Below are 21,110 nucleotides of genomic sequence, written 5' to 3' on the forward strand. Positions count from 1 at the left end.
CGGCTATCCCATCATGGTCTTCAGCGGCTCATCCCGCAAACTTGCTTCGATCTGCCTGTGTCCCGGAGTTTTCGGGAGGGCCTGCCGCATGTTCCTCCGGTATTCGCCGGGCATCCGGGGCGGCATCATCGGTTCGTAGGCGTCGACGACCGCTTCGATGATCACCGGCCCCTCCGTGGCGAACGCGGCATCCAGTACACCGTCGATCTCCTCCGGGCGCGTGACGCTAAAGCCGATGCCGCCCATGGCTTCCGCTGCCATTGCGAAATCGATCGGCTGCAGTTCGCAGCCGAACTGGGGATTGCCGAGGAACATCATCTGCTCCCAGACAATCTGGTTGAGCATGCCGTTCTTGATGACCAGCACCTTCAACGGAATCCGGTAGCGGACGGCGGTCGAGAATTCCCCGAGCTGCATTGCGAGGCCTCCGTCGCCCACGACCGCGAAAATCGGCCTGCCCGGGAAGGCGATGCCGGCCGCGATGGCATAAGGAAGTCCGCACGCCATTGAGGCGAGCGCGCCGGAAACCGCGAACTCCTGACCCTGCTTAATGCCTATGTGGCGCGCGGCCAGTTCGGTGTTCTGGCCGGAATCCGTCGCAAGTATCGCACCCTCCGGCATGCGATCGCCGAACGCCCTGACGACCCGCTGGGGCTTCAGGGGGACGTCGTCCCTGGCTTCGGAAATCTGCATCATTTCGCGCCAGCGCTGCATGCCCTGGCGGGCCCGGTCGAGAAACGAGCGGTCGGCTTTCGCTTCCAGCTTTTGACTGAGAAGCTCGAGCGAGACAGCTGCATCGCCGACGAGGCGGCTTCGACAGGGCAGCGCAGGCCGATGCGCTGGGCATTCCTGTCGATCTGGACGCAACGGGCTTGGTTGGGCTTCGGATAATATTCGATATAGGGAAACGTTGAGCCGACAATGAGCAAAGTATCGCAGGTTTCCATGATCTCCTGCGACGGCAATGTGCCGAGAATGCCTATGCCGCCTGTCGTATAGGGATGATCGTCCGGCAGGACCGCCTTGCCCAACAAGGCTTTCGCGATAGGAGCGCCGAGCAGCTCCGCGGTTCGCTCGAGTTCTGCGCGTGCATGCAATGCGCCGCGTCCAGCGAGGATGGCGACCCTCGACGCTTCGTTCAGGATGGCCGCCGCCTTGTCGAGTTCGGAGGAGGCAGGCAGCTTGCTTCCTTCGAACCAGCGGTCGGGTGCGTGGCCTGGCCGGTTGCGCCGCGAGCGTTCAGTCTTTTCCTTCTGCATTTCCTGCACGTCGCTCGCAACCGAGATATGGGCGACGCCACGGGCGGCGAGAGCGGAGCGGCACGCAAGGCTGGCCACGCTTTCCATGTGCGCGGCGTCCGACACCTGCACGTTGAATATGGCGACGTCGTTGAAGGCGCGGGTGAGATCGACGTCCTGCTGCGTGAAAGTCTCGATCAGGTCATGGAACTGCATGCCGGTGATGGCGAGCACCGGCGACTGATCGAGCTTCGCGTCATAGAGGCCTGTGAGCAGGTGCGTGCCGCCGGGACCGGAGGTCGCCAGGCATACACCGAACTCGCCGGTCCACTTGGCGTAGGCCGACGCCATGAACGCTGCCGATTCCTCGTGGCGCACCTGGACGAAGCGAATCCGGTCCTGGCGTGTCCGGAGCGCTTCGACAATGCCGTTGATGCCATCACCGGGGAGGCCAAACACGAGCTTTACGTTCCAGGCGATGAGGTTTTCTACGAGAATGTCCGCTGTGTTTGGCATGTCAGGCGGCCATCTGCCGGCAGCTTTCGGCACAGCGGCGGCAGGCCTCCACGCATTCCTGCATGTCGCCGATCCGCTCGCAATCGTCTGCGCATTCGGTGCAGATTTCGGCGCATTCGCGGCAGGTGTGCCGGTGATGGGGTGAGCCCAGCAGCATGAAGTGAGCCGCCGTCCGGCACATCTCGCAACAGGCCATCATCAGCGTGAAATGGTTCTTTTCCACATGTTTGCCGCCGACCTCCAGGCAATGGTTCATGGCGGTCGAGAGGCACACGGAATAGCAGCGCAGGCATTCGTCGACGCAGGACTGCATTCTCTCGTTAAGGTATGGCATTGCTCGATCTCCTATGGACGACGGTTTGCAGCGTGGTCCTGTCTCTGCTCTGTCTTGATGGCGTTGCCGTCCTGTCCGCGCTCTTTGGAATGCTGTTTCTTGTCCCGGTTCGACAGGATGTCGTTCTCACCCGTCGTAAGGTCATCAAGGTCGGTCATCGCGCCTGACCCCGATCCTTTTCCCTGCGATCCCTTGCCGAAATGCTTCTTGTCACCGTTTGCCATGATCGGTGTCCCCTTGCGTGAGATTGGAAACGCCGGCCGCGTCGTCCAGGCATCGGCCGCGAGACTGCCGGCGGTCTTCACCAACCCGCCCGGTCCTGAATTGTTCCGCAACCTTTTGCGGCAGCGACGAGCCACCACGAACGATGTCGCTGGACGGCATCAATCCGTCAGGAACGAATAGCCCTTCTATCCGTTCGGTCCTTCAGCAAAGGAGTTGGTGATGGCTGCCCCTCGTGCTGCTTGGACGGGTTTTCTCAGGGTCGGATCGGTATCATGCGGCGTCAAGATCGTTGGTGTAGTCACCGAGGCCGAGAAGATTCATTTCAACATCCTGAACCGCTGGACCGGGAACAAAGTCCGCAGCGTCTATGTCGACGAGCAAACCAGTGAGCAGGTCCCCCCCGACCAGCAGCAAAAAGGCTGGGAGGCCGATAAGGACAACTTCATCGCGATCGACTCTCAGGAGATCAAGGCGCTGAAGCTTACCTCGGAGCACACGCTCGACGTCGATGAATTCGTTCCGATCAGCGACATCGACACCCGCTATCTGGAAAAGCCGTACTATCTCTTGCCTGCGGACAAGCCCTCGACGGAGGCTTTCACCGTTCTGCGCGAGGCGATGGAGAAGACGAAGATGGCTGCACGGTCCTGCGTGGTCATGTACCAGCATGGCCATGAGGTCGTGATCCAACCCTACGGGAAAGGGATGCTTCTGACGTGGATGCGGCCCTACAACCAGGTGACCCAGGTGGGAGATATCTTCAAGGGCATTCCGGGTGGCAAGCAGGATCAGGAGCTGATTGATGTGGCCTCAATGCTCATCGACAAGAAACTCACGACGTTCGATCCGTCGAGGTTCGAGGACAGGTACGAGGAAGCACTGGCCGAATTGATCGACGCCAAGCGCAAGGGCAAGGAACTTCCCAAGCCCAAGGCGCCGCCCAAGCCCGAAAACGTCGTCAACCTTGCCGACATTCTGAAGAAGAGCCTGACGGCAGAAGGGCTCGTGCCCAGGAAGAGGGGCAAGTCATCGAAAAAGAGCAAGGCGGCATAAGGGGGCCAACCATCCTAACATAGGAGATTACCATGAGCCAGAAACCGAAAGACGGCGCACCCGGCACGATCGACCAGTCGCCGAGATGGGAAGGCCCGGAGGAAAACCGGCCCCGCGGCTATCTGCCGGCGAAGGATGACCCCGACCAGGATCGGGATGCAGCCGGAGAAAACAATCAAGACCCCGAAAAAAGCGATCTGGGCGATGCGCTCAAGCAGAAGGGCGACCGCTCCCCGGAAAAAGACCGTGGCTCCGGTTAGGAAAGGGTTCGGTTGCGGGTTTCCAAGCTGTCCGTGCCGTCATCCCTCGCGCAGCGTGCGCAGCGTTATCGAATAGCGGTGCGCCGCGACGGGCGGTATGTTATGCTCCCATTCGTTCCGTGACGGCCCTGCCATGAGATAGGCCGATTTCGGCTCGACGACGATTGTCTTCCTCTCCCATTTCGTACCGTTCCTGCGGCGCAGCCGAAAGCTGCACGGGGCCAGCAGGGAAACCCCGGCGATCTCCTCGAAATGCGGTTTGTCCCGATGCCAGCCGATCCCCGCGCCCTCGCGGTATTCGTTGATCAATATCTGCGCGAAGGCGGTCGCTGGCCGCCCGGCGAATTCGGCCACCTTCTCGCGCAGGGGAATGAGAAAGCGCGGAATCTCGCTTGCTTCGACCACGACCCGGCGCTCGTAATCGTAGCGCAGCCCGAACGACACTACCTGCCGGTTGGCGAGATGCCCATGGAAGTCGAAAGGCTGGAAGGGCAACGCCTGCAGGTGACCGAGGAGTTCCGCTTCCTCGTCTGCCGTGACCACCTCTGCCTGATAACGGAATCCCTCAGGCAGATCGTCCTTCCTTCCGAAAAGATCGCCTTGCATGCTGGGGCTCCCGCGATGTTCGATCGCTCAGGAAAGCTGGTCGAAGGTACATTGCTTCGGCGACTTGTCGGGCCGCCAGCGCAACAGCCTGGTCCCGTGCCTGAAGCGATCACCCGTCACATGATCGTAGCGCACTTCGACGACGAGTTCAGGCCTGACGGATTGCCAGTCGCCCGAGCGCTCCGTGCTCCACCGGCTGGGGCCTCCAGGAGCGCGACCGGTGAACCCGCCCGGCGCCTTCAGCGCCTCCAGTTTCCGCGTCAGCGCGGCGCGCTCCCCATTGGCGATGGTCGAGGTAAAGCCGACATGATCGAGCAGCCCTCGTTCGTCATAGAGCCCGAGCAGCAGCGAGCCCACTTCGGCCCTGTCGTTCAGATATCGAAACCCGCCCACGACGCAGTCGGCGCTGCGCAACCGCTTGACCTTGACCATAGCCCTTTCTCGGGGGCGATAAGGCTCGTCGAGCAGCTTCGCCACGATGCCGTCGGTTCTTCCTGACCGATCCGCCAGCCAGGACACGGCGACGTCACGATTCCGCGTCTGCGGTGAAAGCCGCATGCCATCGCTCCCCAGCCGTCTCCACAGGCCCTCCAGGGCCAGGCGCCGTTCGGAAAGAGGCTTTTCGAAGAGACACGGATCCTCGGTCAAAGCCAGCGCGTCGAATAGAATCGCCGTCGCCGGCGTCTCCACGGAGAGCCTGCGTATGCGGCTCTCGGCTGGGTGCAATCGCATCTGAAGGGAATCGAAAGAGTTCTGCGAACCGACCTCTATGACCAGTTCGCTGTCGAGGACAAAGCTGGGCGCTTCGGCCACGCGGAACATCCCGACCGTCTCGGGAAAGAAACGACTAAGGGACTTTCCTGATTTTGCCCGAAGCTCGACGGTACTCCCGTCCTTGAAGATCAGGCAGCGGAATCCGTCCCATTTGGGTTCGAATTGCCACGGACCGCCGGCTGATGGAATCTCGCCGGCGGTCCTTGCCTCCATGGGAGACGTCGACAGTGGCAGTAGAAAGGACGACATGAGCCCCTCGCTGATGCCGAAGTCGGCTTTCCCGGCGGGAGGCGTCATGGGGCCCTTCTGGCTTCTTCCGGTGCATAGGCGGGCGCGGCTGGATCGAACGCCGTCCATCCGTCTGCTTCGTAGTCCCGGCGGCGCCGGTCGAGATCCACCGAAGTGGACTGGCCAAGTATTCGCTCGGCTTCCGGCGCAAGTTCGTCGCTGACGCGCGCCGTCACCAGCGTGCCACCGCGACGGATCCCTTCGGCGTAGACATGCGCGTCCCGCTCGGGAACCCCGGAGTCCGTGAGTGCCCCGATGATACCGCCTGCCGCACCGCCGACGGCAGCGCCCGCTACTGCTCCCGCAGCCGTCGCGGCTAGCCATCCCGCCGCGACCACCGGCCCGATTCCAGGAATGGCCATCACGCCAAGGCCCGCCAGCAGGCCGCCGGCACCGCCGACCACCGCCCCGATGCCGGCGCCTGCGCCCGCGTCTTCGGCAGCTTCGGACGGACCGTCGTCCCTGGACCGGTTCCTGGAATCATTCGCGACGATGCTGACATCGGAACTGGGAACGCCTGATGCTTCAAGCTCGCCCACGGCGTCCTGGGCATCGTCGTAGTCGTCATATAGCGCGCTTAGGGTTTTCATTTGCAAGTCTCCTGTTTCGGTCATTCAGACTGGGAGGTGACGTGGCCCTGGTAATCGAGCGCAACGGAAACGGCCTTGCCATCCTTTGTAGCCTGGCCGCGCCAGACACCGTTGTCGTCTTTGGCAAGTCCCGACACACCGGAGTAGCCGGCATTCTCGATCCGGTCCTTGGCCTGCGCTTCAGTGAAGCTGTTCGCCCCGGAAACCGGGGCAGCGCCCTCGGTCGAGCCCGTTGTTGTCTGACCCTCCATGATTTTGGCGATCGTCTGGATCTTTTCCTGATGCATCTTAAGCGTTGGCAAGGTCTCGGCGGCAAACGCCTTCAGTTGAGCGTTGTCGCCGTCGCGGGAGTAATTTTCGAACAGCGAAACCGCCTCGTCATGAGCGTCGCTTTGCGCCGGGACATAAGCCTGGTCGAAACTCTCGCCCTTGGCGCCGTTGAGTTTGTCCAGCGTGGCTTGGTGCTCGGCGTCCAAGGCTTTCGGTACGTTGAGCTTCTGTTCACCGGCGATGGTCTCCAGCTTCTTATTGGCTGCGGTGTGGTCGGTGACCATCATGCGCGCGAACCCCTTGACGTTGTCGTCCGCCGCCGCGCTCTCCGCGAGCTTGCTAGATTGAACTTCGAACATCCCGCCGACTGCGGCCTTGTTGACGAAGTCCTGTGCGGTATCGGCGCTCAATGCCGGGAAAGAAAAGGCAATGGCTGTCGCTCCGGCCAGCGAGGCCAGCACTAATTTGGTTCTCATGGAAGTGTTCCTCGTTGTCGTGCACCTGCGTGCGATACGAGCTAACAGCGCCGGCCGGCTTTGGTTCCGACCAGACACATTCTGTGATCGATTGTAGCCACGCTTGATCGCGGCAGACGCCTCCACTGGGCGCCAAGCCGGAGGCCGATTTCAGGGAGCCGCCTGGAGCTAGTAGTCACTCGTCACGGACTGAATCTTGCCGCGCAGGTCGCTCACGTCGCTGGCGCTGACGGGACCGGCTCTGTTTCCCCACTCGTTGCGGACATAGGTGGCAAGGGCGGCGACCTGATCGTCCGAAAGTTTCCAGTCGAAGGAGGGCATGGTCAGGGAACTGGGGTGGTTCGACGGAGATGCCGCGCGGCCTCCGTTGAGGATGATCCGCAGCAGGGTGAGCGGCTGGTCGGACTGTACGACCGCATCCCCCCTCAGCGAGGGGAAGATGCCCTTTACGCCTTCACCACCAAGTTGATGGCAGGCCGAGCACACATCGCGGTAAATCGCTCCACCGGTAGCCATGACATTCCGGTCGGGGGCGTCGGGCGTGTCCGACGTCGATGCCGGAAGCGCCTTGAGGAAGGTCGCAATCGCCTTGAGATCCTGGTCCGTCATCTTTGACGTGGATTCCCGGACGACCTCCCCCATGGGCCCATAGGCCGTGGTCCGGGCGTTATGGCCTGTCTTCAGGAAGGCGACGATGTCCTCGGCACTCCAGGATCCCAGGCCCGATCGCCTGTTGCCGGTGAGGTTGGGTGCGAACCAGTTCTGAATTTCGCTGCCCTGATAGGCTTCCGACGTTTTCGTGGCGCCGAGGATATTCTTCGGCGAATGGCACGCGCCGCAATGACCGAGGCCTTCGACGAGATAGGCGCCGCGGCTCCATTCGGCACTCTGCTTCGGATCGGGCTTGAATTCGCCCGGTTCGAAGAAAAGTCCGTTCCAGCCAATCATCGACAGCCGATGGTCGAGCGGCCAGGGGAATTTGTTTTCCGTGGGCACGGAGCGCACAGGCTCGAGGGTGCGCAGATACGCCCTTATGTCGTTGACGTCTGCACGCGTCACCTTTGTGAACCAGGGATAGGGGAAAGCGGGATAGAGTCGGTCGCCGTTTGCGTTCCTGCCCTCGTGCATGGCCCGGTAGAATTGATCTTCCGTCCATGCGCCGATGCCGGTTTCCGGGTCCGGGGTGAGGTTGGCCGAGTAGATCGTGCCGAAGGCGTTTCGATCGGCCTGTCTCCGGCGAAAGGCTTGCCGCCGTCCGCGGTGTGACAGGCGATGCAGTCTCCGGCGGCCACGAGGTAGCGGCCATGCTCCTGCCTGGTGAAATCACCGATCTGCGCTCGAGCGAGTGGTCCGAAGGCGAACGCGCCGATCCCGACCAGCGCGGTAGCGGCTGCCAGGCCAAGGAGCGCGCGCCTTCTCATGCCGACACCAACGGTCCGGGATGTTTAAGGTATTGATCCCGTATCGCCTGTGCAGACCATAGCGCCAGGGCGCTGACCGTCCCGGTCGGGTTGTAGCCGCTGTTGTGCGCGAAGGCGCTGGCGCCGACGACAAACAGGTTCGGCACATCCCAATGCTGGAGGTAGCGGTTCACCACGCTTTCGCGTGGATTGACCCCCATGATCGCGCCGCCCGTGTTGTGCGTCGACTGATACGGATCGATGTCGTAGTGAGGCCCGCGCAGCGACTTCTTGATCTCGCGGGGCTTCATCGCCTGCGCGATCTCCACCATCTTTCCCACGGTGAAGTCCTGCATCTTTAATTCGTTCTGCTTGAAATCGTAGGTCATGCGCATCAACGGCCGGCCGTAGACGTCGCGATAGGTTGGATCGAGGTCGAGATAGTTGGCCTTGTTGGGCATCACCGCTCCCATGAGAGAGACCGACATGGAAGTGAGGTAGTTCTCGACGAAGGCCTTTTTCCACTTAGCCCCCCATTTCGGCGTGCCTTCGGGGAGAAGTTCCGTTTCGATCGGCCTGCCCGTGGTCATGTAGGCGGCGATGTAGCCGCCATGGATGAAACCCAATCCGGTGTGATCGAAATTGTCGCCGTTCCAGTCGTCCACCACCATGCCTAGCGCGCCCGCGCCGACGAACGGATTGAGCAGTTTGTCGTCGAAGAAGATATTGACCGAGGGGGTAAGCTGGTAGCAGTAGTTCTTGCCCAGCGTGCCCTGTCCCGTCGCGGGGTCGTACATGGTGCCGATGCCCGATGTCATGAGCAGATGCACGTTGTGCGTGATGTAGGCGCACACAACTACCAGCTCAGCCGGTTGCTCGAACTCTTCGCCATGGGCGTCGACATAGGTAACGCCTGTCGCACGCTTGCCCGAAGCGTCGACGTTGATCTTCGTCACCTCGCTTTCGGTTCGCAGCGTGAAGCTTTTCTTCTGCATCAGGACCGGAAGGATCGTCGTCTGCGCGCTCGCCTTGGAATAATTTCCGCAACCGAATTTCTCGCAGAACCCGCAATAGGTGCAGGGCGCCATCGAGACCCCGAGCGGATTGGTGTAGGCCTGGGACATGTTTCCTGACGGACAGGGAAACGGGTGCAACCGAGCGAGGCTGCCGCCTCTCCAAACAGCGTCGGCCCGTAGGTCTGCTTCATCGGCGGCGTCGGGTAAGGCTTGGAGCGCCGCCCTTCAAACGGATTGCCTCCCACCTGCTTCTGTCCGTTGACGTTGCCTGCCTGTCCTGCGATCCCGCTGATCTCTTCCCAGCGCATGTAATGGGGTTCGAGCTCGTCATAGGTGACGCCCCAGTCCTGGAGGGTCATGTCCTGCGGAACCATCACCTCGCCGTAGCGAGCGACCGTGCGGCTGCGGATTTCGAAGTCGTAGGGCAGAAACCGCCAAGCTTGCCCGTTCCAGTGGACGATCGAGCCGCCGACCCCGGTACCGGGCAGGAAGGACCCGAGCTTGCGCATCGGCAGCGCCGTCTGGTCGGCGGTGTTGCGGAACGTCAGCGTTTCCCGGCCGGTCTGCTCGAACAGGTGGCCGTGATAGCGGTACCGCAGTTCGTCCTGGATGAACGAGGGAGCGAAATCGGTCCCGGTATCGCGCCAGCCGCCTCGTTCCAGCGCCAGTACATCAAGGCCCGCCTCGGTAAGTTCCTGCGCCATGATCGCGCCGGTCCAGCCGAAGCCGACAAGCAAGACGTCCGTAGAGGGAAGCTTGCGCGCCATCGGCTCAGCCCTGACCGTTCCACGCGGGGCGCCCGCGAATGCCGACGGGCGGCTGGTCGTAGCGTTCTCCATGCCGGTCGACCCAATCGAGATAGTTGTAACGAGCGCCCGGAAAGCCGAGCATCTTCCGTCCGGCCATGTCCTTGTTGCCGCCGTAGATCGGGTCGCAGAACATCCCTTCCTTGGTGTTCAGCCAGAGCGTCTGGAAGAAGGTTTTTGCGTCAACACCACCCAGGTCGAGTTTGCCTTTCTCCAATTCGGAGATGATTTCGTCCTGTGCCTGAGCCGCCAGATCGGCGAAGCGCTTGCCGGTCTGGATCGAGCCGACATGCTCTTCGATCGCCTTGATGGCAGCGCGGTAGAGCTCCGCCGGGCTCATGCGCGATTGATAGCCTTGTGTATCCTGGCCTTTCGCCCAAGGTCCCTGCATGTACCAGCTTTCGGCGCGTCCATAGGCGCCGGCGAGCTGATGGTCGATGAACAGCGGCACACCGCATGCTTTCGCTCCCGGGCCGAGATCGTCCTGCGGGATCAGGCGTTCGGTCACTGCTTCGACGAACAAGACCTCGTCCGGCGTAAAAAACTTGTATTCGATTGCTTGCAGCGGGTCAGGCGCGTCGGCCTGATGCGGCATCCATGGATCGTCTACGCCCCCTCTGATCTCGCGGGCGGAGGCGGTCTCAACTCCCAAGGCGATCGATACTGCCCCTGCGGTAAGAAACTGGCGGCGGCTGAAGGTGCTCGTGCTCATCAGGATGTTCCCCGTATGGTCGGTTGCGAAACATGAGGAGCGACACGGGGTTCCGGTCATTCAACTATTTTTGACGCAAAATGCGAGGTGTTGATTTCCGCCGAGAGCTGACCCGGGATTGGAGTGAACCCCTCGGGCTGGGTTGGATGAGTGGCACTCCAGCATCTTTGAAAACCGAGACTCCGACGAAAAGAAGCCCTATTCGGTAGCAACCGCCGCCGGAAGTTTAATCCTCGGACGAACGAGAAACCCCAGGGCGGATCGTAGCATCCGCCTTTACGCAGGCGCCTATGCGAGGCGGGGGTGTCAGCAGATTCGTGACTACGCGCGGTGAAGGTGCGCACCAGGCCTCAGGACACCGCAAGCACGGCGCCCGTGTCATACCGGCGGACGAAGTCCACGCGCGAGCCGTTCCAATGGTAGCAGTAGTGCCGTCCCTGCTTCGGGATACTCACGACATCCGGCCAGAAGGCCCCGACACAGCTTCCGCCAGGCATCCGAACGCTGTTCCACGTCAGTCCGTCGCTTCCAGCCGCCCGAAGTCCGCGCGCTTCGGCCTGCGAAAGGACATAGTCGCTCGGGTGCAGGACTCCGGGAACGGCGTTCACGTCGTCCAGGTCGCGATCCACGCTCCCAATGAGGACCCTGAAGTCCGAAGTCCAGCCGGCATCCTCATGGGTGGCAGCCATGAACCTCTCGTGATGATGGATGGTCTCGGCGAGCGCCACCTCCTCGCTCTCGCCGGCATAGTAGATGCCGTAGGTCCCGTCCGAGAACCTTCCTGGCCTGAGCGGCGAACAGTGAACGAAGGGAGCCATGACGTAGCTTGCGCCGGGTCCTGTGACACGCCGGTGAGCAGGGACCTTGCCGAGGTCGCCGACCTCGAGCCTGACGCGCGGATTAGTCTTTGCCTCGACCGACACGAGCGCCTCCCAGTCCTTAGGATCGCCGATGTCTTCGAAAAGGTCGACCGGAGGGTGGATGGACCGGATAATGCGGTAGGTTTGTGGCCATTGGACCCGGCGGCGCACCGCCAGTCCGCTCACCATGCTCCACGCTCCGCGTCGAGCCACTCGCGGAGCGCAGCGAGGTCCGAGATCTCGCCGCGCAGCATCAGCTGCAGCGCAGACAGGTCCCCAAACGCCGAATTTGCTTTTCTGATCCAGGCATATCCGCGGGCCGGCTCCTTGAAGAGGTAGCGCAGGCCCTTATGGATGCCCATCAGGTGGGCCATCCTCGCCCGGAGATCGCGGTCGATCCTCCCGTGCGCGCCGTCCTTCCAGCGTGCCCATGTACGAGCGGACATGCCGCCGAGCAGACTGCATGCTTCCGCGTCAGTCAGACCCCACGCCTTGAATAGGTTGACGGTGGTGCGCGCCAAGGCATCGGCCTCGTCATCGGAGATGGTCGGGCTTGCGGTATTGGCAGGGGTGGCGACAACGCGCTGCAGTAGCATGGCGGACCTCCATTTGGCATATATATGGCATATCGCTGCCATTTGACAAGTCAAGCAACGCGGAACCGAGATCGAAAATTCCCTCTCGCGGGGCGCGTCGGCACGATAGTTTCAACCTTTGGCGAAGTGGGATTCGATCGTCGAACGAGAGCGGTTCCATCGACGATGCTTTCCTGTCGCGTTTATGTCGCGTGGCAGGGGAAATGCTAGCGGGGAATTTCTTGAAATTTCGCGGACACGATCGAAATCCGTTTAGCGGTAATCACCACATTTTGCAGGGTAGAAGATCAAACTATTTGGGGAAGGCATCATTCGTTTTGCATGGCATGGGAACTTCTGTTCGAAGGCTAGTCTCGTCCCCATGCCGGACCTGCCAGAACCGGATCACCGATCTACCTGTAGCGGGAGAATCGCTATCCTCGGTCGCCGCCTACGATTGGCTTGTCTGTCGGCCTCGGCGTAGCGCCGGCTTCCCGCGGTCCTTCCTGTTTGCGGTTGGCAACGGGGCTGCGGCTAGTGTCGGGTCCTGGCCCAGGCGCTCCGCTGGTCTCGGGTACAACAGGCGCCGGTTCCTCGCGCGGTGTCTTGCCCTTTCGCTGCGCTGGCACGCCCGGGGCGCTCGTCTCATCGATAACTGTCTCGTTTTCAAGCCGCTTCACTTCGTTCATGGTCGTTTCTCCTTTGCGGGCGAACGGACGACGGCAGCGAATTGTTCCCAAGGAGATGCAAACCGAGGCTCAGACCGAGCTTGTCGGCACCCGGAAAAAGTGTCCAAAGCCCGCACGGAGGCCGCGCCTTCCGCCTTGCCATCTATGCGACGGTGCCTGCGAACCAAATCCGGTGCCGACGGCTGGGGTTTCGCGACGAACCCGGGGGTGTCGAGACCCAGTCGGATCGGGCGGGCGAGCCGCACGACAAACCATATCACGGAACTGTCTGTGGACGTTGCCTACGCGGCCCGCTTGCGGATGTGACCCCTGATCGTGAAGGCTCGCTTCGTCAAGGCCGCGGACACAATCGCGAATATGGATGTCGGCAAGCGTCGGCCGTCGAGGTGCGCTCACTTTGGCCGACTCATCAGACTGCGAACGCGGGAGCCAGCACTTTAACCAGGGTATCAACGGCAGCTAAGTGCCGTACCGACCTTCGAGCAAGGCGATATCCCGCTCCGAAGAAGTGATCTGCGGGAGACTATGTCGACGACGGGAAGGGTCGGCGGCTGCTCGATCAGTGGGCAGCCTGCCAGCCAACGCCGAAGCAGGCCCGGAAACCCGGACTTTCTGCAACAAAATCGGCCTCTCGCGTAGTACCGCCGTCGCGTAAATCAAATGTTTAAAGCTGTTGCGGCCGCGATCCTTAAATACGCCCGAACTGGTCGAGAATGATGCCAATAATGCCGAATCCGCGTATCGAAATGTAAGACAGCGGCAGTCGCGCTGGATGGCCCGCAGGGGCTGAGCAGGCGCGCCATCGAGAGGTGCTGAGCGCCAGAGCCCAGAAGCCTAGCGCTCCTAGCCGAGTTAGCGTCTATTCGGTCTTCTGGGGCGCGTGTTTCTTGACCGTCGGCGTGGTCGTTGTCGATGACATGTCAGCGTCGCTCACGCTAGCTGTTTTTGTTTGCGTGTCCACCGAGGTCGAAACATTCGAGTGGGAAGCACAATCCGCTTAAGCGGCCTTTACCGAGAGTGCGAATGCTGCGGCGAATGCGAGGAATGTCTTCATCGTCGTTCTCCTGCTGCGTTGATGGAAAAAGAGTAACCGGTGAAACTCGAAATCAGAAATCACGTTTCCAGTAACGGCCCTGTAGTCTCGTGGCCGAGGCGAGCGCAGGCGACCACCCGCCTAGGTCAGGCGCGTTTTTGCTAGTGCCTGGAAAGCCGCTAGCCTTCGTGTGCTAGATCATTCCTTCGCGCTGGTACCTGGCTGTCTTCCTGCGCTCGATGCTTGAGCGTCCTTGGAGTGTTCGGCAATAGCCGGACCAGCGCCGAGCTTTTCCATATCGGGGCTAGCCGTTTCACGCGGAGAGGCTTGCGCCTCGGAAGTAGGTGGCTCCGCCTTTGCGTCTTCGCCATCCCCCAAGCTGCCGCTCCCATCCGGACGGTCACCGAAACCCGGGAACGATGCACCTTCACGGGCTTCTCTTTCAGCTTGTTGTTCACCTGCAGTACCCTGCTTCAACTGCTGCTCCGCGGTATCGCGTGATCCTTCGGCGGGGTCTCTTTCGAAGCGCTTGTCATCTGGCATGGCTGTCTCCTTTCTGATCTGATCGAACGAGCAAGAGCCAGCATCGTTCCACGCGAAAATTCCTTGCTGGGTCGAAGTGAAGGGCGCCCGCTGCGCGCTATCGGAAAGACAGGGCATCAACAGCGAGGCCGTCTCGACCTGCGAGTGCGGTCACTCGCCTTGGCCGCCAAGCTATTATCCGGTTCAGATCAGGCGACGACCATTCGCTGAGGGCGCCACCGACGAAACCGGTAACACCCGGTCCGGTTCGCGGGGGCGGCTTTTTGTCGTTTCAAGATCGGCCTTGTGTCGAACACAATCGTTCGCTATGGTCCTGTAATCGACTTTGCTTGTTAGCTTGTTTTGCGCCTTGGCGCTCACCGACCTTCCTCTCAATTTCGAAGACTACGACGTTTGGCGTTCGGCCGGGCGGCGAATTTCTATGCCGATTGAAAGGAATCGTCATGACCACAGGTACCGTAAAGTTCTTCAACTCGACCAAGGGCTTTGGCTTCATCACGCCGGAAGACGGCAGCATGGACGTCTTCGTCCACATCTCTGCCGTGGAACGTGCCGGCATGCGCACCATCGTCGAGGGTCAGAAGCTTTCGTTCGAGGTCGTGAAGGACAACCGCAACGGCAAGAACGCGGCCGAAAACCTTCAGGCGGCTTAACTCTCGCCTCTGGTCTTTGACCACGGATGTACTGGCACTGACCATGAAGGCGAATAGGGGAAGGTCGGGGAAACCCGGCCTTTTTCGTTTTTTGGAAGGACGATCGATGAGAAAGATTCCGGACGGCGTTTTCAAGCCGAGGCTTACCAGCGGGGAAAAGAAGAGCGACGTTACCACCACCGTGGCGACGCAAATTACCGAAAGCGAAAAAGCAGCTCGTGAGGCCAAAACAGCACGACTGCGCCAATCACGGCTGGCCCACGAAAAAGCGCACCCGGCGGAACCGTCCAAGAAGAAGCGGCAAACTCGAACCCCGCGCTCAACGCGTCTCGCTCGGTAAACTTGGCCTTCGATCACAATATTCTTGACCGGAGCGGACTTTGATGCGCGGTGTTTGGCTCGAAAGGAACCACTATGCAGCACGTTCGCAGCACCATCGAGCAACTACGCCGGTATATCGCTGCCTGCGAAGCACGCGCCGAACTTTTAGAAGTCGACGCGCTTCTAGGGGTGGCGCTCGAGGAGGTCAGGCGCAAGATCAGGCAAAAAGAAGCTCGGGCGCCCCATCCCACCTTGTGAGAAATCGCGAGGCAGGACGCGATAGGTGACACGGTGTCCTCTAAGGCCTGTCGCGCCCTCCCAAGGGGTGGCGGGCTATTATTTTTTACCCGGCCTTCGGCTTCCTGCCGCGCTTCGCGGGAGTCGCCGCGGGTTCGGCCTTGGGCTTGCGGCCAAGTCCCATCTTCTTTGCCAGTTCCGAGCGGGCCGCGGCATATCCGGGAGCGACCATGGGGTAGTCGGCCGGGAGGTTCCACTTTGCGCGATAATCCTCGGGCGACAGGCCGTGATGGGTCATCAGGTGGCGCTTGAGCGACTTGAACCGCAGGCCGTCCTCAAGGCAGACGATGTGGTCGTCGCGCACGGAGCGCTTCGGGTTGACGGCAGGGGCCTGGGCGTCGACTTCGGCCTTGACCGGGCTTGCCAGCCCCGAGATCGCGGCGCTGATGCTGGCGATGAGCAAAGGCAGTTCCGCTGCCGGAACCGGGTTGTTGGAAACATACGCAGAGACGATGCCCGCGGTCAGTTCTAAATGAGACTCGTTCTTTTCCGTTGGGTTGTTCATCACCGGCCCTCATTCAATGCTGGTTCTATCGGCGGCCCAGATAGAGGTTATTGGGCAACTCCGCAACTCTGATACGAGTAGCTAACCCGGTATCGACTCTACTCCATCTCCGGCACGACGCCCAAGGCGAGCAGGGTCGCCGTGGGCCAGCACCTCCGATACCGATCGTCGGTATGCCTGGTATAGGGATCTGCTCCTCGGTTTGGCATGCTTGCGGTCGACCTTCGTTGCCGCGCCACTGCGGGGGCGGGAGATGCCCAACTTCGCCTCGGATTTCATGAAAGCTTCATCCATGTGCTTTCCAGCCGCTGTGTTGCTGGTGCTCGTCGGTATGCTCTGGGGCATCGAAATGGACATCTCGCAGGACCATTTAGCCATGCCGGCTCATGCCCATCTGAATCTGTTCGGACGGGTCACGCTGTTCCTTTGCTCGGGATGGCGAAGATCGGCTGGATCCTGATAAAGCGGCGAGATGGAGACCTGGTTGCGGCAGGCGTCTGACGCCCGCCGAATAGACACCCGGCCTTCTGTTTTGCCGAAACGAGAGCCAGTAGCAAAAGGCGCTCCGGCAGTCAGGTCGGAGACCTCCCGGTTTTGAGAGATCGCCGAGCCGTCAAATGAATTTACTGCCTCGCGTCCAGCAACGCGTTGATCTGATCGATCTCGGCCGCGGTCAATTCGGTTTTTCCAAATTCCTGCGCCAGTTGGGTCGCTGCGTCGGCCAGAGCTTGCTCTTGAGCGGCGGGGTCCTGAATTGCCTGCGCCGCTACGCGGCTCTTTTCGTAGGTCGCAATCTTGCCAACCGCTGAAGTGGGCGAAGCATGCTGCCGCGCGGTTGCCGAGGCATGAGCGGCGTTCAACGCCCCGAGCAACCCAGCACCGGATTCATTTTCCGATACGGAAGCCGTGGTTACATGCGACAGGGATTTGTCGTGCGCGTCCGTCGACCCGCCATGGTCTCCGGAAGATCGACCATGGTCGGAGCCGCCATGCCCACCATTGCCGTGGCCACCACCATTGCCGTTGCCGCCGCCTTTAGCATGAGCGGTGGAAGCTAAGCTGAATCCGTCGATATGGCCTAGCGATGCGCCGCCAGCTAACAGACCAAGGCACGCCAACGCGGCAAGGTGGGTTTTCAATCTCATCGGAGTTCTCCTGCAACGCCCCCGTTCGATGAAATCGGACCGGTTTAGGGCAGTTCTGTGGCAACTATGCGCATTGTAAAAACCTCGTAGGGCGAAGTCCGACCCGGTAGTCGGTGACAAAGTGCTGCCGCTTGTAGGTCAGCGTCATGTGTGGTTACCTCGCCAAAACAGGGGACGCAGAATGGCCAAGTATGCTCTTAGTTGTCCAGTTTGTCACAGGAAGGCCAAGCTGAGTGCATCTACGGCTGGCGATTATTCGGAAATCACCTGCTCAGATTGCGGCCATTTCCAAATCTCGGCGACGCTGAAACAAATATTCGCCAGCTACCCGATGTCGATAAGACGACTAGCCCTCGCTCGAGCCCAGCTGCGCGCCAGGTACGGTGTCCTGCCGTTGATCACGACGTACGATCTACCATAGAGTAGCGCTTCCGGCGTTATGCCTTGTTGCTTGGGCCATGGCCCGGGGCACGCCAAATTTCCACCGGAACCGGCCTTTCCGGATCGCGTTACGTCTCTCCACGGAGAGGCCTGAATGACCGACGTAATCGCCATTCCCTACCTTGACCTCAACAAGTATCTCGGCCGCAGAGGGCAACTGGATACCGTTCACCACAGGCGACTATTGGGTTCTTAAGATCGATTCGGAATACAGCGTGGCGTTGATCGGTACGCCACATCGCAGATACCTCTGGATTCTTTCGCGGCAGCCACAGCTAGCGGAAGCCACGAAAGCGGAATACCTCGACGAAGGGCGCCGCCAAGGCTTTGATCTTTCAAACCTGATCGGCCCGCGACACACAGGCCGTGAGGTGAGGAATGCGATGGTCGAAGACCTATAAGCGTGGGTCGGCGAACCCGTAAGTTCAATCTCGCTAGGCCTCGGAAAGGCCGGCGGGTTGTCATCCGCCGGCCAGTTAGGTTACTTCGCCCAACGACCTTCGTACTTGAATTCGGGCGCTGCTTTCAGCTGGTCCTTGGTGGTCTCCATTTTGGCCGCCCACTTCTTGTCATTCTCAGCATAGGTGATCTGAATAGCTGAGGGCGCAACCACTACGTAGCGCTCACCCATGCCAAGAAAACCGCCAACGGAAACGATGTAGCCGGCCAACTTGTCGCCGGAAATCACAATGTCCTTGATCTCGCCGACGTCCTCGTCGTTGGCATTGGTGATGTTCAAACCGACCAAGTTGCTGCTCAGAACGTCCGTCGGCTGGGCGGTGACAAAGGTTTCGGTCGAGGTCGTGGTGGCCGCCGGTGCCTCAGCTGGCGCTTGTGTATCGGTGGTTGTCGCTGGTTTCTGGGTGTTCGTCTCCGGCGTGGTAGCAGTCTGCGCGACGGCCGGCGAAGCAATCAACGAGGCGATGCCAAGAGCGATCAGAACTTTTTTCATCTATTTCTCCTTGTTCGTTGCCCACCGCGAAGACTAACGTGAGCGGCAAAGAACAGTTCCTCCCGAGCGAAAAGGCCGGCAGATGCGGTGCGGCAGCCACCCTGTGTCGGTGGGCGCTGGGAGGGCTTGATAGGCAAAGTTGCTCGCGCCCTGCCATTTCCGACGCGAGGGAACCAATTTGCCCCGCAACGACTTCCTTTCGCGCGCTCGTGGATTTTCGGCTGAAGCTGCCGAGCGCTCAGCGAAGGAAAGGAACAAAGCACATGCGGAAGTTGATAATTGCGTTCACGGCCGTCGTCGCGCTGAGCGGATGCACTACGACAGAAAGAGACGTCAGCGTTGGCACTGCCGCAGGTGCCGTCATCGGGGGAGTCGCCGGTGGAGGCAAAGGCGCCTTGATCGGCGCCGGCGCAGGCGCCCTTGGTGGCCTGCTGGTTCGAAACCTGCGCAACGGATATTGCGAGTATCGCAATAGCCGCGGGCAAATCTACACAGCACGTTGCCGATAAGAACAATTGAAAGATCGGAGACGGTGACTCATCTCTCCGATCTCAACACTTGCAGGGCCAGGGTACGGGAGCCGTTTAATTTGCGGTCAATTTTGAGCCGCAGGAGTTGCCTCGGCCGTCGCCGGCAACCATTTTTCCAACCGGCGTCTTTCGTCCAGGATTGGAGCGAGGCGCCGACAAGTCGCGCGAAGAAACAGAGCACCATCCACGCGAACAGTTCCGGTCGCAGCCCCGTTCTGCGGCCAGGTATCAGGCGTGTCGAACCTCCACTGCCAGTATGAAAGTGCGCGCCATCGGAATAGGCAATGCGCGAGTCGTCGCACAGCGGCAAAGCCGACGGTGAAAAAAACTCCGTGATAAAAATCGACCCGAGATGTGCGACCCACTGTCAATCGTAACTCTCCAGGCGAACTGGTGTTGGCCCTGAGATGACCCTGCCGGCATGCGTGAAGGGGGGTGGCCCATCTTAGAATTCCTCGGAACCAAAGCGTTAGACGCGCGTTCCTCGGCGCCACCTACCGGCACCGAAGGCTTCCAAGGGATGAATTTCATATGAGCAACGCCGCATTCGACACGCCCGTAACGATCTTGGTCGGGCTCGGTTTCCCGTGCAAAATTCGGAGCGCTAAAGCCGCACTAGCATACCTGGAAGATCGACCCTCCTGCGAACGCGATGATGCTTGGGAGGCTGTCGTCGCTACGTGCCGTGACGCTCTGGCAGAAAGGACAACTGCCGACGACGCCCGTAACGTTTTTTCGGCCCTTGCCCGCCGACAAGACATCCTCGTCGAGAATACGATGCCGCATACCAATCGCGATCTCGGACGAAGAACGCGGACGTGACGTCGCTGGCTTCTATTCGACTTTAACTTCTCCAAGCAAGACCAGGCGTTCAAACGAAAAAATGGCCGGCGCAGGCGGGATTTTGCTCGGTATTTGGCAACGCCCTATGCGACTGAACTAGGTCACGTCCGTGTCCGACGTGGTGTGTGCAGGAGAAACCGCGACTTCTACCTACAAACCGGTCTTGGTATCGTCCGGCGCTAGGGTTTCGACTGCAGCCTTTGTGACTGTCCGGAATTGATCCGATCACCTAGCCGACGTGCTCTCTCGTATCGCGCAGGAGGAACGAAATTATTGTCCGCATATCGCTATTGATCTTTTTCTCAGTGCGATATGAAAGATAGTAAGCATATCCGGTCTTCAGGGATTTCGTGCCGATCTGCACAAGTTTTCCGTGTCGCAACTCTTCTTCGAGTAGAAGCATACTGCCCAACGCGACACCTTCCCCTCGCAACGCCTTGCCGATGGAAAGAGACCAGGAGTCGCAAACCAATCTCGGCCAGCGAGAAATCCCCAGGATACCCAAGCGCTCGCCCCATCGCTCCCAATTCACCCAGTCAGGCGCATTCCTCTCATAATCCAGTAGCGAGAGTCCGCTATCCGGCCATGGCTCCTGAAACGACGCCTCGCCTGCCTCGGTTAGTTGCGCCGCGACAGAGGGGGCCGCGACCGGGAACAACTCCTCCGCTCCTATCATATGCATTTCCCAGCCCGGCAACGGCTTCTTCATATACAGGACCGCCAGATCGTGTTCCGGAGAGAAGAGATCACCGGTTCGATCAGACGTAAACAAATCTACGGCGCAGGGCGACTGATGTAGGCCGAAGGCTTTGATGCGTGGAGATAGCCAACAGGTACTGACGGCGCTGTTCGCAGCGATCCTGATCGACGTTCTGCTAAGTCCCCGCGTCGAAAGCAGGGATGATTCGAGATAATCGAGGCCCATAGCGACTTTTTCAGACAGCTGAATGCCGCTCTCAGTTAGCTCGAGCATTCTGCCATAGCGCTCGAACAGCGTTACACCCAACCAGTCCTCCAACTGCTTGATCCGCTTGGATACCGCAGCTTGGGAGACGTAGAGCTCCGATGCCGCCCGCGTGAAATTCCGATAACGGGCAGCGCTCTCAAAAAAGAGCAGGGCCTCGAGCGGCGGCAACGATTGCCGATATAATTTCATAAC

General features: G+C 60.4%; 26 protein-coding genes and 1 pseudogene. 9 read left to right on the forward strand and 18 right to left on the reverse strand.

The features are described from left to right. Positions 1-3: 3 nt before the first annotated feature. From ACFOHJ_RS01930 to ACFOHJ_RS01940, 3 genes and pseudogenes are all read right to left on the reverse strand, one after another. Positions 4-1,754 (reverse strand): annotated as a pseudogene (locus ACFOHJ_RS01930) (thiamine pyrophosphate-dependent enzyme). 1 nt (position 1,755) lies between these two features. Next, positions 1,756-2,088 carry a four-helix bundle copper-binding protein gene (locus ACFOHJ_RS01935; protein WP_378217906.1) on the reverse strand — a complete coding sequence of 111 codons (333 nt, stop codon included), beginning with the start codon at positions 2,086-2,088 and terminating at the stop codon, positions 1,756-1,758. An 11-nt stretch (positions 2,089-2,099) separates the two neighbouring features. Continuing rightward, on the reverse strand, positions 2,100-2,312 hold the full coding sequence (locus tag ACFOHJ_RS01940; RefSeq protein WP_378218076.1) for a hypothetical protein: 213 nt from the start codon (positions 2,310-2,312) through the stop codon (positions 2,100-2,102). Positions 2,313-2,532: 220 nt separating this feature from the next. On the opposite strand from ACFOHJ_RS01940, the gene ku reads away from it, so the two are divergent. After that, entirely contained in the window at positions 2,533-3,366 is an 834-nt protein-coding gene (gene ku / locus ACFOHJ_RS01945) for a non-homologous end joining protein Ku (protein ID WP_378217908.1), read from the forward strand. Positions 3,367-3,398: 32 nt separating this feature from the next. Continuing rightward, positions 3,399-3,626, forward strand: a complete 228-nt coding sequence (locus ACFOHJ_RS01950) for a hypothetical protein (RefSeq protein ID WP_378217910.1) — start codon at positions 3,399-3,401, stop codon at positions 3,624-3,626. Between the two features lie 39 nt (positions 3,627-3,665). Here the strand turns inward: ACFOHJ_RS01950 and ACFOHJ_RS01955 are convergent, their stop codons facing one another. From ACFOHJ_RS01955 to ACFOHJ_RS02005, 11 genes are all read right to left on the reverse strand, one after another. Further along, the gene (locus tag ACFOHJ_RS01955; protein ID WP_378217912.1) at positions 3,666-4,232 is read right to left on the reverse strand and encodes an alpha-ketoglutarate-dependent dioxygenase AlkB; all 567 of its coding nucleotides are present in this window, start codon (positions 4,230-4,232) and stop codon (positions 3,666-3,668) included. 27 nt (positions 4,233-4,259) lie between these two features. Next, positions 4,260-5,303, reverse strand: a complete 1,044-nt coding sequence (locus ACFOHJ_RS01960; RefSeq protein WP_378217914.1) for an ATP-dependent DNA ligase — start codon at positions 5,301-5,303, stop codon at positions 4,260-4,262. Continuing rightward, complete coding sequence (locus ACFOHJ_RS01965; RefSeq protein WP_378217916.1) at positions 5,300-5,884, reverse strand: general stress protein; 585 nt, start codon at positions 5,882-5,884, stop codon at positions 5,300-5,302. Before ACFOHJ_RS01965 ends, ACFOHJ_RS01960 begins: the two co-directional genes overlap by 4 nt. A 20-nt stretch (positions 5,885-5,904) precedes the next feature. Continuing rightward, entirely contained in the window at positions 5,905-6,630 is a 726-nt protein-coding gene (locus tag ACFOHJ_RS01970; protein WP_378217918.1) for a DUF4142 domain-containing protein, read from the reverse strand. Positions 6,631-6,798: 168 nt separating this feature from the next. After that, the gene (locus ACFOHJ_RS01975) at positions 6,799-7,689 is read right to left on the reverse strand and encodes a c-type cytochrome (protein ID WP_378217920.1); all 891 of its coding nucleotides are present in this window, start codon (positions 7,687-7,689) and stop codon (positions 6,799-6,801) included. A 358-nt stretch (positions 7,690-8,047) separates the two neighbouring features. Beyond that, positions 8,048-9,118: a GMC family oxidoreductase gene (locus ACFOHJ_RS01980; RefSeq protein WP_378218077.1), complete on the reverse strand. Its 1,071-nt coding sequence runs from the start codon at positions 9,116-9,118 to the stop codon at positions 8,048-8,050. Beyond that, positions 9,025-9,813: a hypothetical protein gene (locus tag ACFOHJ_RS01985; RefSeq protein WP_378217922.1), complete on the reverse strand. Its 789-nt coding sequence runs from the start codon at positions 9,811-9,813 to the stop codon at positions 9,025-9,027. Before ACFOHJ_RS01985 ends, ACFOHJ_RS01980 begins: the two co-directional genes overlap by 94 nt. A gap of 4 nt (positions 9,814-9,817) precedes the next feature. Beyond that, positions 9,818-10,564: a gluconate 2-dehydrogenase subunit 3 family protein gene (locus ACFOHJ_RS01990; protein WP_378217924.1), complete on the reverse strand. Its 747-nt coding sequence runs from the start codon at positions 10,562-10,564 to the stop codon at positions 9,818-9,820. Positions 10,565-10,914: 350 nt separating this feature from the next. Beyond that, the gene (locus ACFOHJ_RS01995) at positions 10,915-11,613 is read right to left on the reverse strand and encodes an RES family NAD+ phosphorylase (protein WP_378217926.1); all 699 of its coding nucleotides are present in this window, start codon (positions 11,611-11,613) and stop codon (positions 10,915-10,917) included. Next, a complete protein-coding gene (locus ACFOHJ_RS02000; protein ID WP_378217928.1) occupies positions 11,607-12,020 on the reverse strand; it encodes an antitoxin Xre-like helix-turn-helix domain-containing protein in 414 nt (137 codons plus the stop codon). The genes ACFOHJ_RS01995 and ACFOHJ_RS02000 overlap by 7 nt, the downstream gene beginning before the upstream one ends. A 1,899-nt stretch (positions 12,021-13,919) precedes the next feature. Continuing rightward, positions 13,920-14,264, reverse strand: a complete 345-nt coding sequence (locus ACFOHJ_RS02005) for a hypothetical protein (protein ID WP_378217930.1) — start codon at positions 14,262-14,264, stop codon at positions 13,920-13,922. A gap of 443 nt (positions 14,265-14,707) precedes the next feature. On the opposite strand from ACFOHJ_RS02005, the gene ACFOHJ_RS02010 reads away from it, so the two are divergent. The 3 genes from ACFOHJ_RS02010 (at position 14,708) to ACFOHJ_RS02020 (ending at position 15,496) form a co-directional block, all read left to right on the forward strand. After that, a complete protein-coding gene (locus ACFOHJ_RS02010; protein ID WP_378217932.1) occupies positions 14,708-14,917 on the forward strand; it encodes a cold-shock protein in 210 nt (69 codons plus the stop codon). 106 nt (positions 14,918-15,023) lie between these two features. Next, a complete protein-coding gene (locus tag ACFOHJ_RS02015) occupies positions 15,024-15,257 on the forward strand; it encodes a hypothetical protein (RefSeq protein WP_378217934.1) in 234 nt (77 codons plus the stop codon). A 74-nt stretch (positions 15,258-15,331) separates the two neighbouring features. Next, a complete protein-coding gene (locus ACFOHJ_RS02020) occupies positions 15,332-15,496 on the forward strand; it encodes a hypothetical protein (RefSeq protein WP_378217936.1) in 165 nt (54 codons plus the stop codon). Positions 15,497-15,581: 85 nt separating this feature from the next. Here the strand turns inward: ACFOHJ_RS02020 and ACFOHJ_RS02025 are convergent, their stop codons facing one another. Then, positions 15,582-16,040: a MucR family transcriptional regulator gene (locus ACFOHJ_RS02025; RefSeq protein WP_378217938.1), complete on the reverse strand. Its 459-nt coding sequence runs from the start codon at positions 16,038-16,040 to the stop codon at positions 15,582-15,584. Positions 16,041-16,293: 253 nt separating this feature from the next. Here ACFOHJ_RS02025 and ACFOHJ_RS02030 point away from each other — a divergent pair, with 253 nt between their 5' ends. Further along, positions 16,294-16,500 (forward strand): hypothetical protein, encoded by a 207-nt coding sequence (locus ACFOHJ_RS02030; protein WP_378217940.1) that lies wholly within the window; start codon positions 16,294-16,296, stop codon positions 16,498-16,500. Positions 16,501-16,663: 163 nt separating this feature from the next. Here the strand turns inward: ACFOHJ_RS02030 and ACFOHJ_RS02035 are convergent, their stop codons facing one another. Next, positions 16,664-17,185, reverse strand: a complete 522-nt coding sequence (locus tag ACFOHJ_RS02035; RefSeq protein ID WP_378217942.1) for a Holotricin-3 precursor — start codon at positions 17,183-17,185, stop codon at positions 16,664-16,666. 563 nt (positions 17,186-17,748) lie between these two features. Between ACFOHJ_RS02035 and ACFOHJ_RS02040 the strand changes: the two genes are divergently transcribed. Further along, positions 17,749-18,027 carry a lipocalin family protein gene (locus ACFOHJ_RS02040; protein ID WP_378217944.1) on the forward strand — a complete coding sequence of 93 codons (279 nt, stop codon included), beginning with the start codon at positions 17,749-17,751 and terminating at the stop codon, positions 18,025-18,027. A gap of 80 nt (positions 18,028-18,107) precedes the next feature. Here the strand turns inward: ACFOHJ_RS02040 and ACFOHJ_RS02045 are convergent, their stop codons facing one another. Beyond that, positions 18,108-18,578, reverse strand: a complete 471-nt coding sequence (locus ACFOHJ_RS02045) for a PRC-barrel domain-containing protein (RefSeq protein ID WP_378217946.1) — start codon at positions 18,576-18,578, stop codon at positions 18,108-18,110. Between the two features lie 263 nt (positions 18,579-18,841). On the opposite strand from ACFOHJ_RS02045, the gene ACFOHJ_RS02050 reads away from it, so the two are divergent. Further along, entirely contained in the window at positions 18,842-19,087 is a 246-nt protein-coding gene (locus tag ACFOHJ_RS02050) for a membrane lipoprotein lipid attachment site-containing protein (RefSeq protein WP_378217948.1), read from the forward strand. A gap of 552 nt (positions 19,088-19,639) precedes the next feature. Continuing rightward, positions 19,640-19,930, forward strand: coding sequence for a DUF982 domain-containing protein (locus ACFOHJ_RS02055; protein WP_378217950.1), 291 nt, complete (start codon positions 19,640-19,642; stop codon positions 19,928-19,930). A gap of 250 nt (positions 19,931-20,180) precedes the next feature. Here the strand turns inward: ACFOHJ_RS02055 and ACFOHJ_RS02060 are convergent, their stop codons facing one another. Continuing rightward, the gene (locus tag ACFOHJ_RS02060) at positions 20,181-21,107 is read right to left on the reverse strand and encodes a LysR family transcriptional regulator (RefSeq protein WP_378217952.1); all 927 of its coding nucleotides are present in this window, start codon (positions 21,105-21,107) and stop codon (positions 20,181-20,183) included. Between the last annotated feature and the right edge of the window lie 3 nt (positions 21,108-21,110).

The sequence above is a fragment of the Aquamicrobium soli genome, assembly GCF_042646345.1.
In the GTDB taxonomy this organism is placed as follows: Bacteria; Pseudomonadota; Alphaproteobacteria; order Rhizobiales; family Rhizobiaceae; genus Mesorhizobium; species Mesorhizobium soli_A.

What these genes read in the sequence shown, in the direction of transcription:
- ACFOHJ_RS02050 (WP_378217948.1), top strand. Translation starts at nt 18,842, where the DNA reads ATGCGGAAGTTGATAATTGCGTTCACGGCCGTCGTCGCGCTGAGCGGA.
- ACFOHJ_RS02055 (WP_378217950.1), top strand. Translation starts at nt 19,640, where the DNA reads ATGAGCAACGCCGCATTCGACACGCCCGTAACGATCTTGGTCGGGCTC.
- ACFOHJ_RS02020 (WP_378217936.1), top strand. Translation starts at nt 15,332, where the DNA reads ATGCAGCACGTTCGCAGCACCATCGAGCAACTACGCCGGTATATCGCT.
- ACFOHJ_RS02010 (WP_378217932.1), top strand. Translation starts at nt 14,708, where the DNA reads ATGACCACAGGTACCGTAAAGTTCTTCAACTCGACCAAGGGCTTTGGC.
- ACFOHJ_RS01970 (WP_378217918.1), bottom strand. Translation starts at nt 6,630, where the DNA reads ATGAGAACCAAATTAGTGCTGGCCTCGCTGGCCGGAGCGACAGCCATT.
- ACFOHJ_RS01995 (WP_378217926.1), bottom strand. Translation starts at nt 11,613, where the DNA reads ATGGTGAGCGGACTGGCGGTGCGCCGCCGGGTCCAATGGCCACAAACC.
- ACFOHJ_RS01985 (WP_378217922.1), bottom strand. Translation starts at nt 9,813, where the DNA reads ATGGCGCGCAAGCTTCCCTCTACGGACGTCTTGCTTGTCGGCTTCGGC.
- ACFOHJ_RS01990 (WP_378217924.1), bottom strand. Translation starts at nt 10,564, where the DNA reads ATGAGCACGAGCACCTTCAGCCGCCGCCAGTTTCTTACCGCAGGGGCA.
- ku (WP_378217908.1), top strand. Translation starts at nt 2,533, where the DNA reads ATGGCTGCCCCTCGTGCTGCTTGGACGGGTTTTCTCAGGGTCGGATCG.
- ACFOHJ_RS02000 (WP_378217928.1), bottom strand. Translation starts at nt 12,020, where the DNA reads ATGCTACTGCAGCGCGTTGTCGCCACCCCTGCCAATACCGCAAGCCCG.
- ACFOHJ_RS01940 (WP_378218076.1), bottom strand. Translation starts at nt 2,312, where the DNA reads ATGGCAAACGGTGACAAGAAGCATTTCGGCAAGGGATCGCAGGGAAAA.
- ACFOHJ_RS02015 (WP_378217934.1), top strand. Translation starts at nt 15,024, where the DNA reads ATGAGAAAGATTCCGGACGGCGTTTTCAAGCCGAGGCTTACCAGCGGG.
- ACFOHJ_RS01935 (WP_378217906.1), bottom strand. Translation starts at nt 2,088, where the DNA reads ATGCCATACCTTAACGAGAGAATGCAGTCCTGCGTCGACGAATGCCTG.
- ACFOHJ_RS02060 (WP_378217952.1), bottom strand. Translation starts at nt 21,107, where the DNA reads ATGAAATTATATCGGCAATCGTTGCCGCCGCTCGAGGCCCTGCTCTTT.
- ACFOHJ_RS02030 (WP_378217940.1), top strand. Translation starts at nt 16,294, where the DNA reads ATGCCCAACTTCGCCTCGGATTTCATGAAAGCTTCATCCATGTGCTTT.
- ACFOHJ_RS02005 (WP_378217930.1), bottom strand. Translation starts at nt 14,264, where the DNA reads ATGCCAGATGACAAGCGCTTCGAAAGAGACCCCGCCGAAGGATCACGC.
- ACFOHJ_RS01965 (WP_378217916.1), bottom strand. Translation starts at nt 5,884, where the DNA reads ATGAAAACCCTAAGCGCGCTATATGACGACTACGACGATGCCCAGGAC.
- ACFOHJ_RS02025 (WP_378217938.1), bottom strand. Translation starts at nt 16,040, where the DNA reads ATGAACAACCCAACGGAAAAGAACGAGTCTCATTTAGAACTGACCGCG.
- ACFOHJ_RS01950 (WP_378217910.1), top strand. Translation starts at nt 3,399, where the DNA reads ATGAGCCAGAAACCGAAAGACGGCGCACCCGGCACGATCGACCAGTCG.
- ACFOHJ_RS01980 (WP_378218077.1), bottom strand. Translation starts at nt 9,118, where the DNA reads ATGGCGCCCTGCACCTATTGCGGGTTCTGCGAGAAATTCGGTTGCGGA.
- ACFOHJ_RS01960 (WP_378217914.1), bottom strand. Translation starts at nt 5,303, where the DNA reads ATGACGCCTCCCGCCGGGAAAGCCGACTTCGGCATCAGCGAGGGGCTC.
- ACFOHJ_RS02045 (WP_378217946.1), bottom strand. Translation starts at nt 18,578, where the DNA reads ATGAAAAAAGTTCTGATCGCTCTTGGCATCGCCTCGTTGATTGCTTCG.
- ACFOHJ_RS02035 (WP_378217942.1), bottom strand. Translation starts at nt 17,185, where the DNA reads ATGAGATTGAAAACCCACCTTGCCGCGTTGGCGTGCCTTGGTCTGTTA.
- ACFOHJ_RS01955 (WP_378217912.1), bottom strand. Translation starts at nt 4,232, where the DNA reads ATGCAAGGCGATCTTTTCGGAAGGAAGGACGATCTGCCTGAGGGATTC.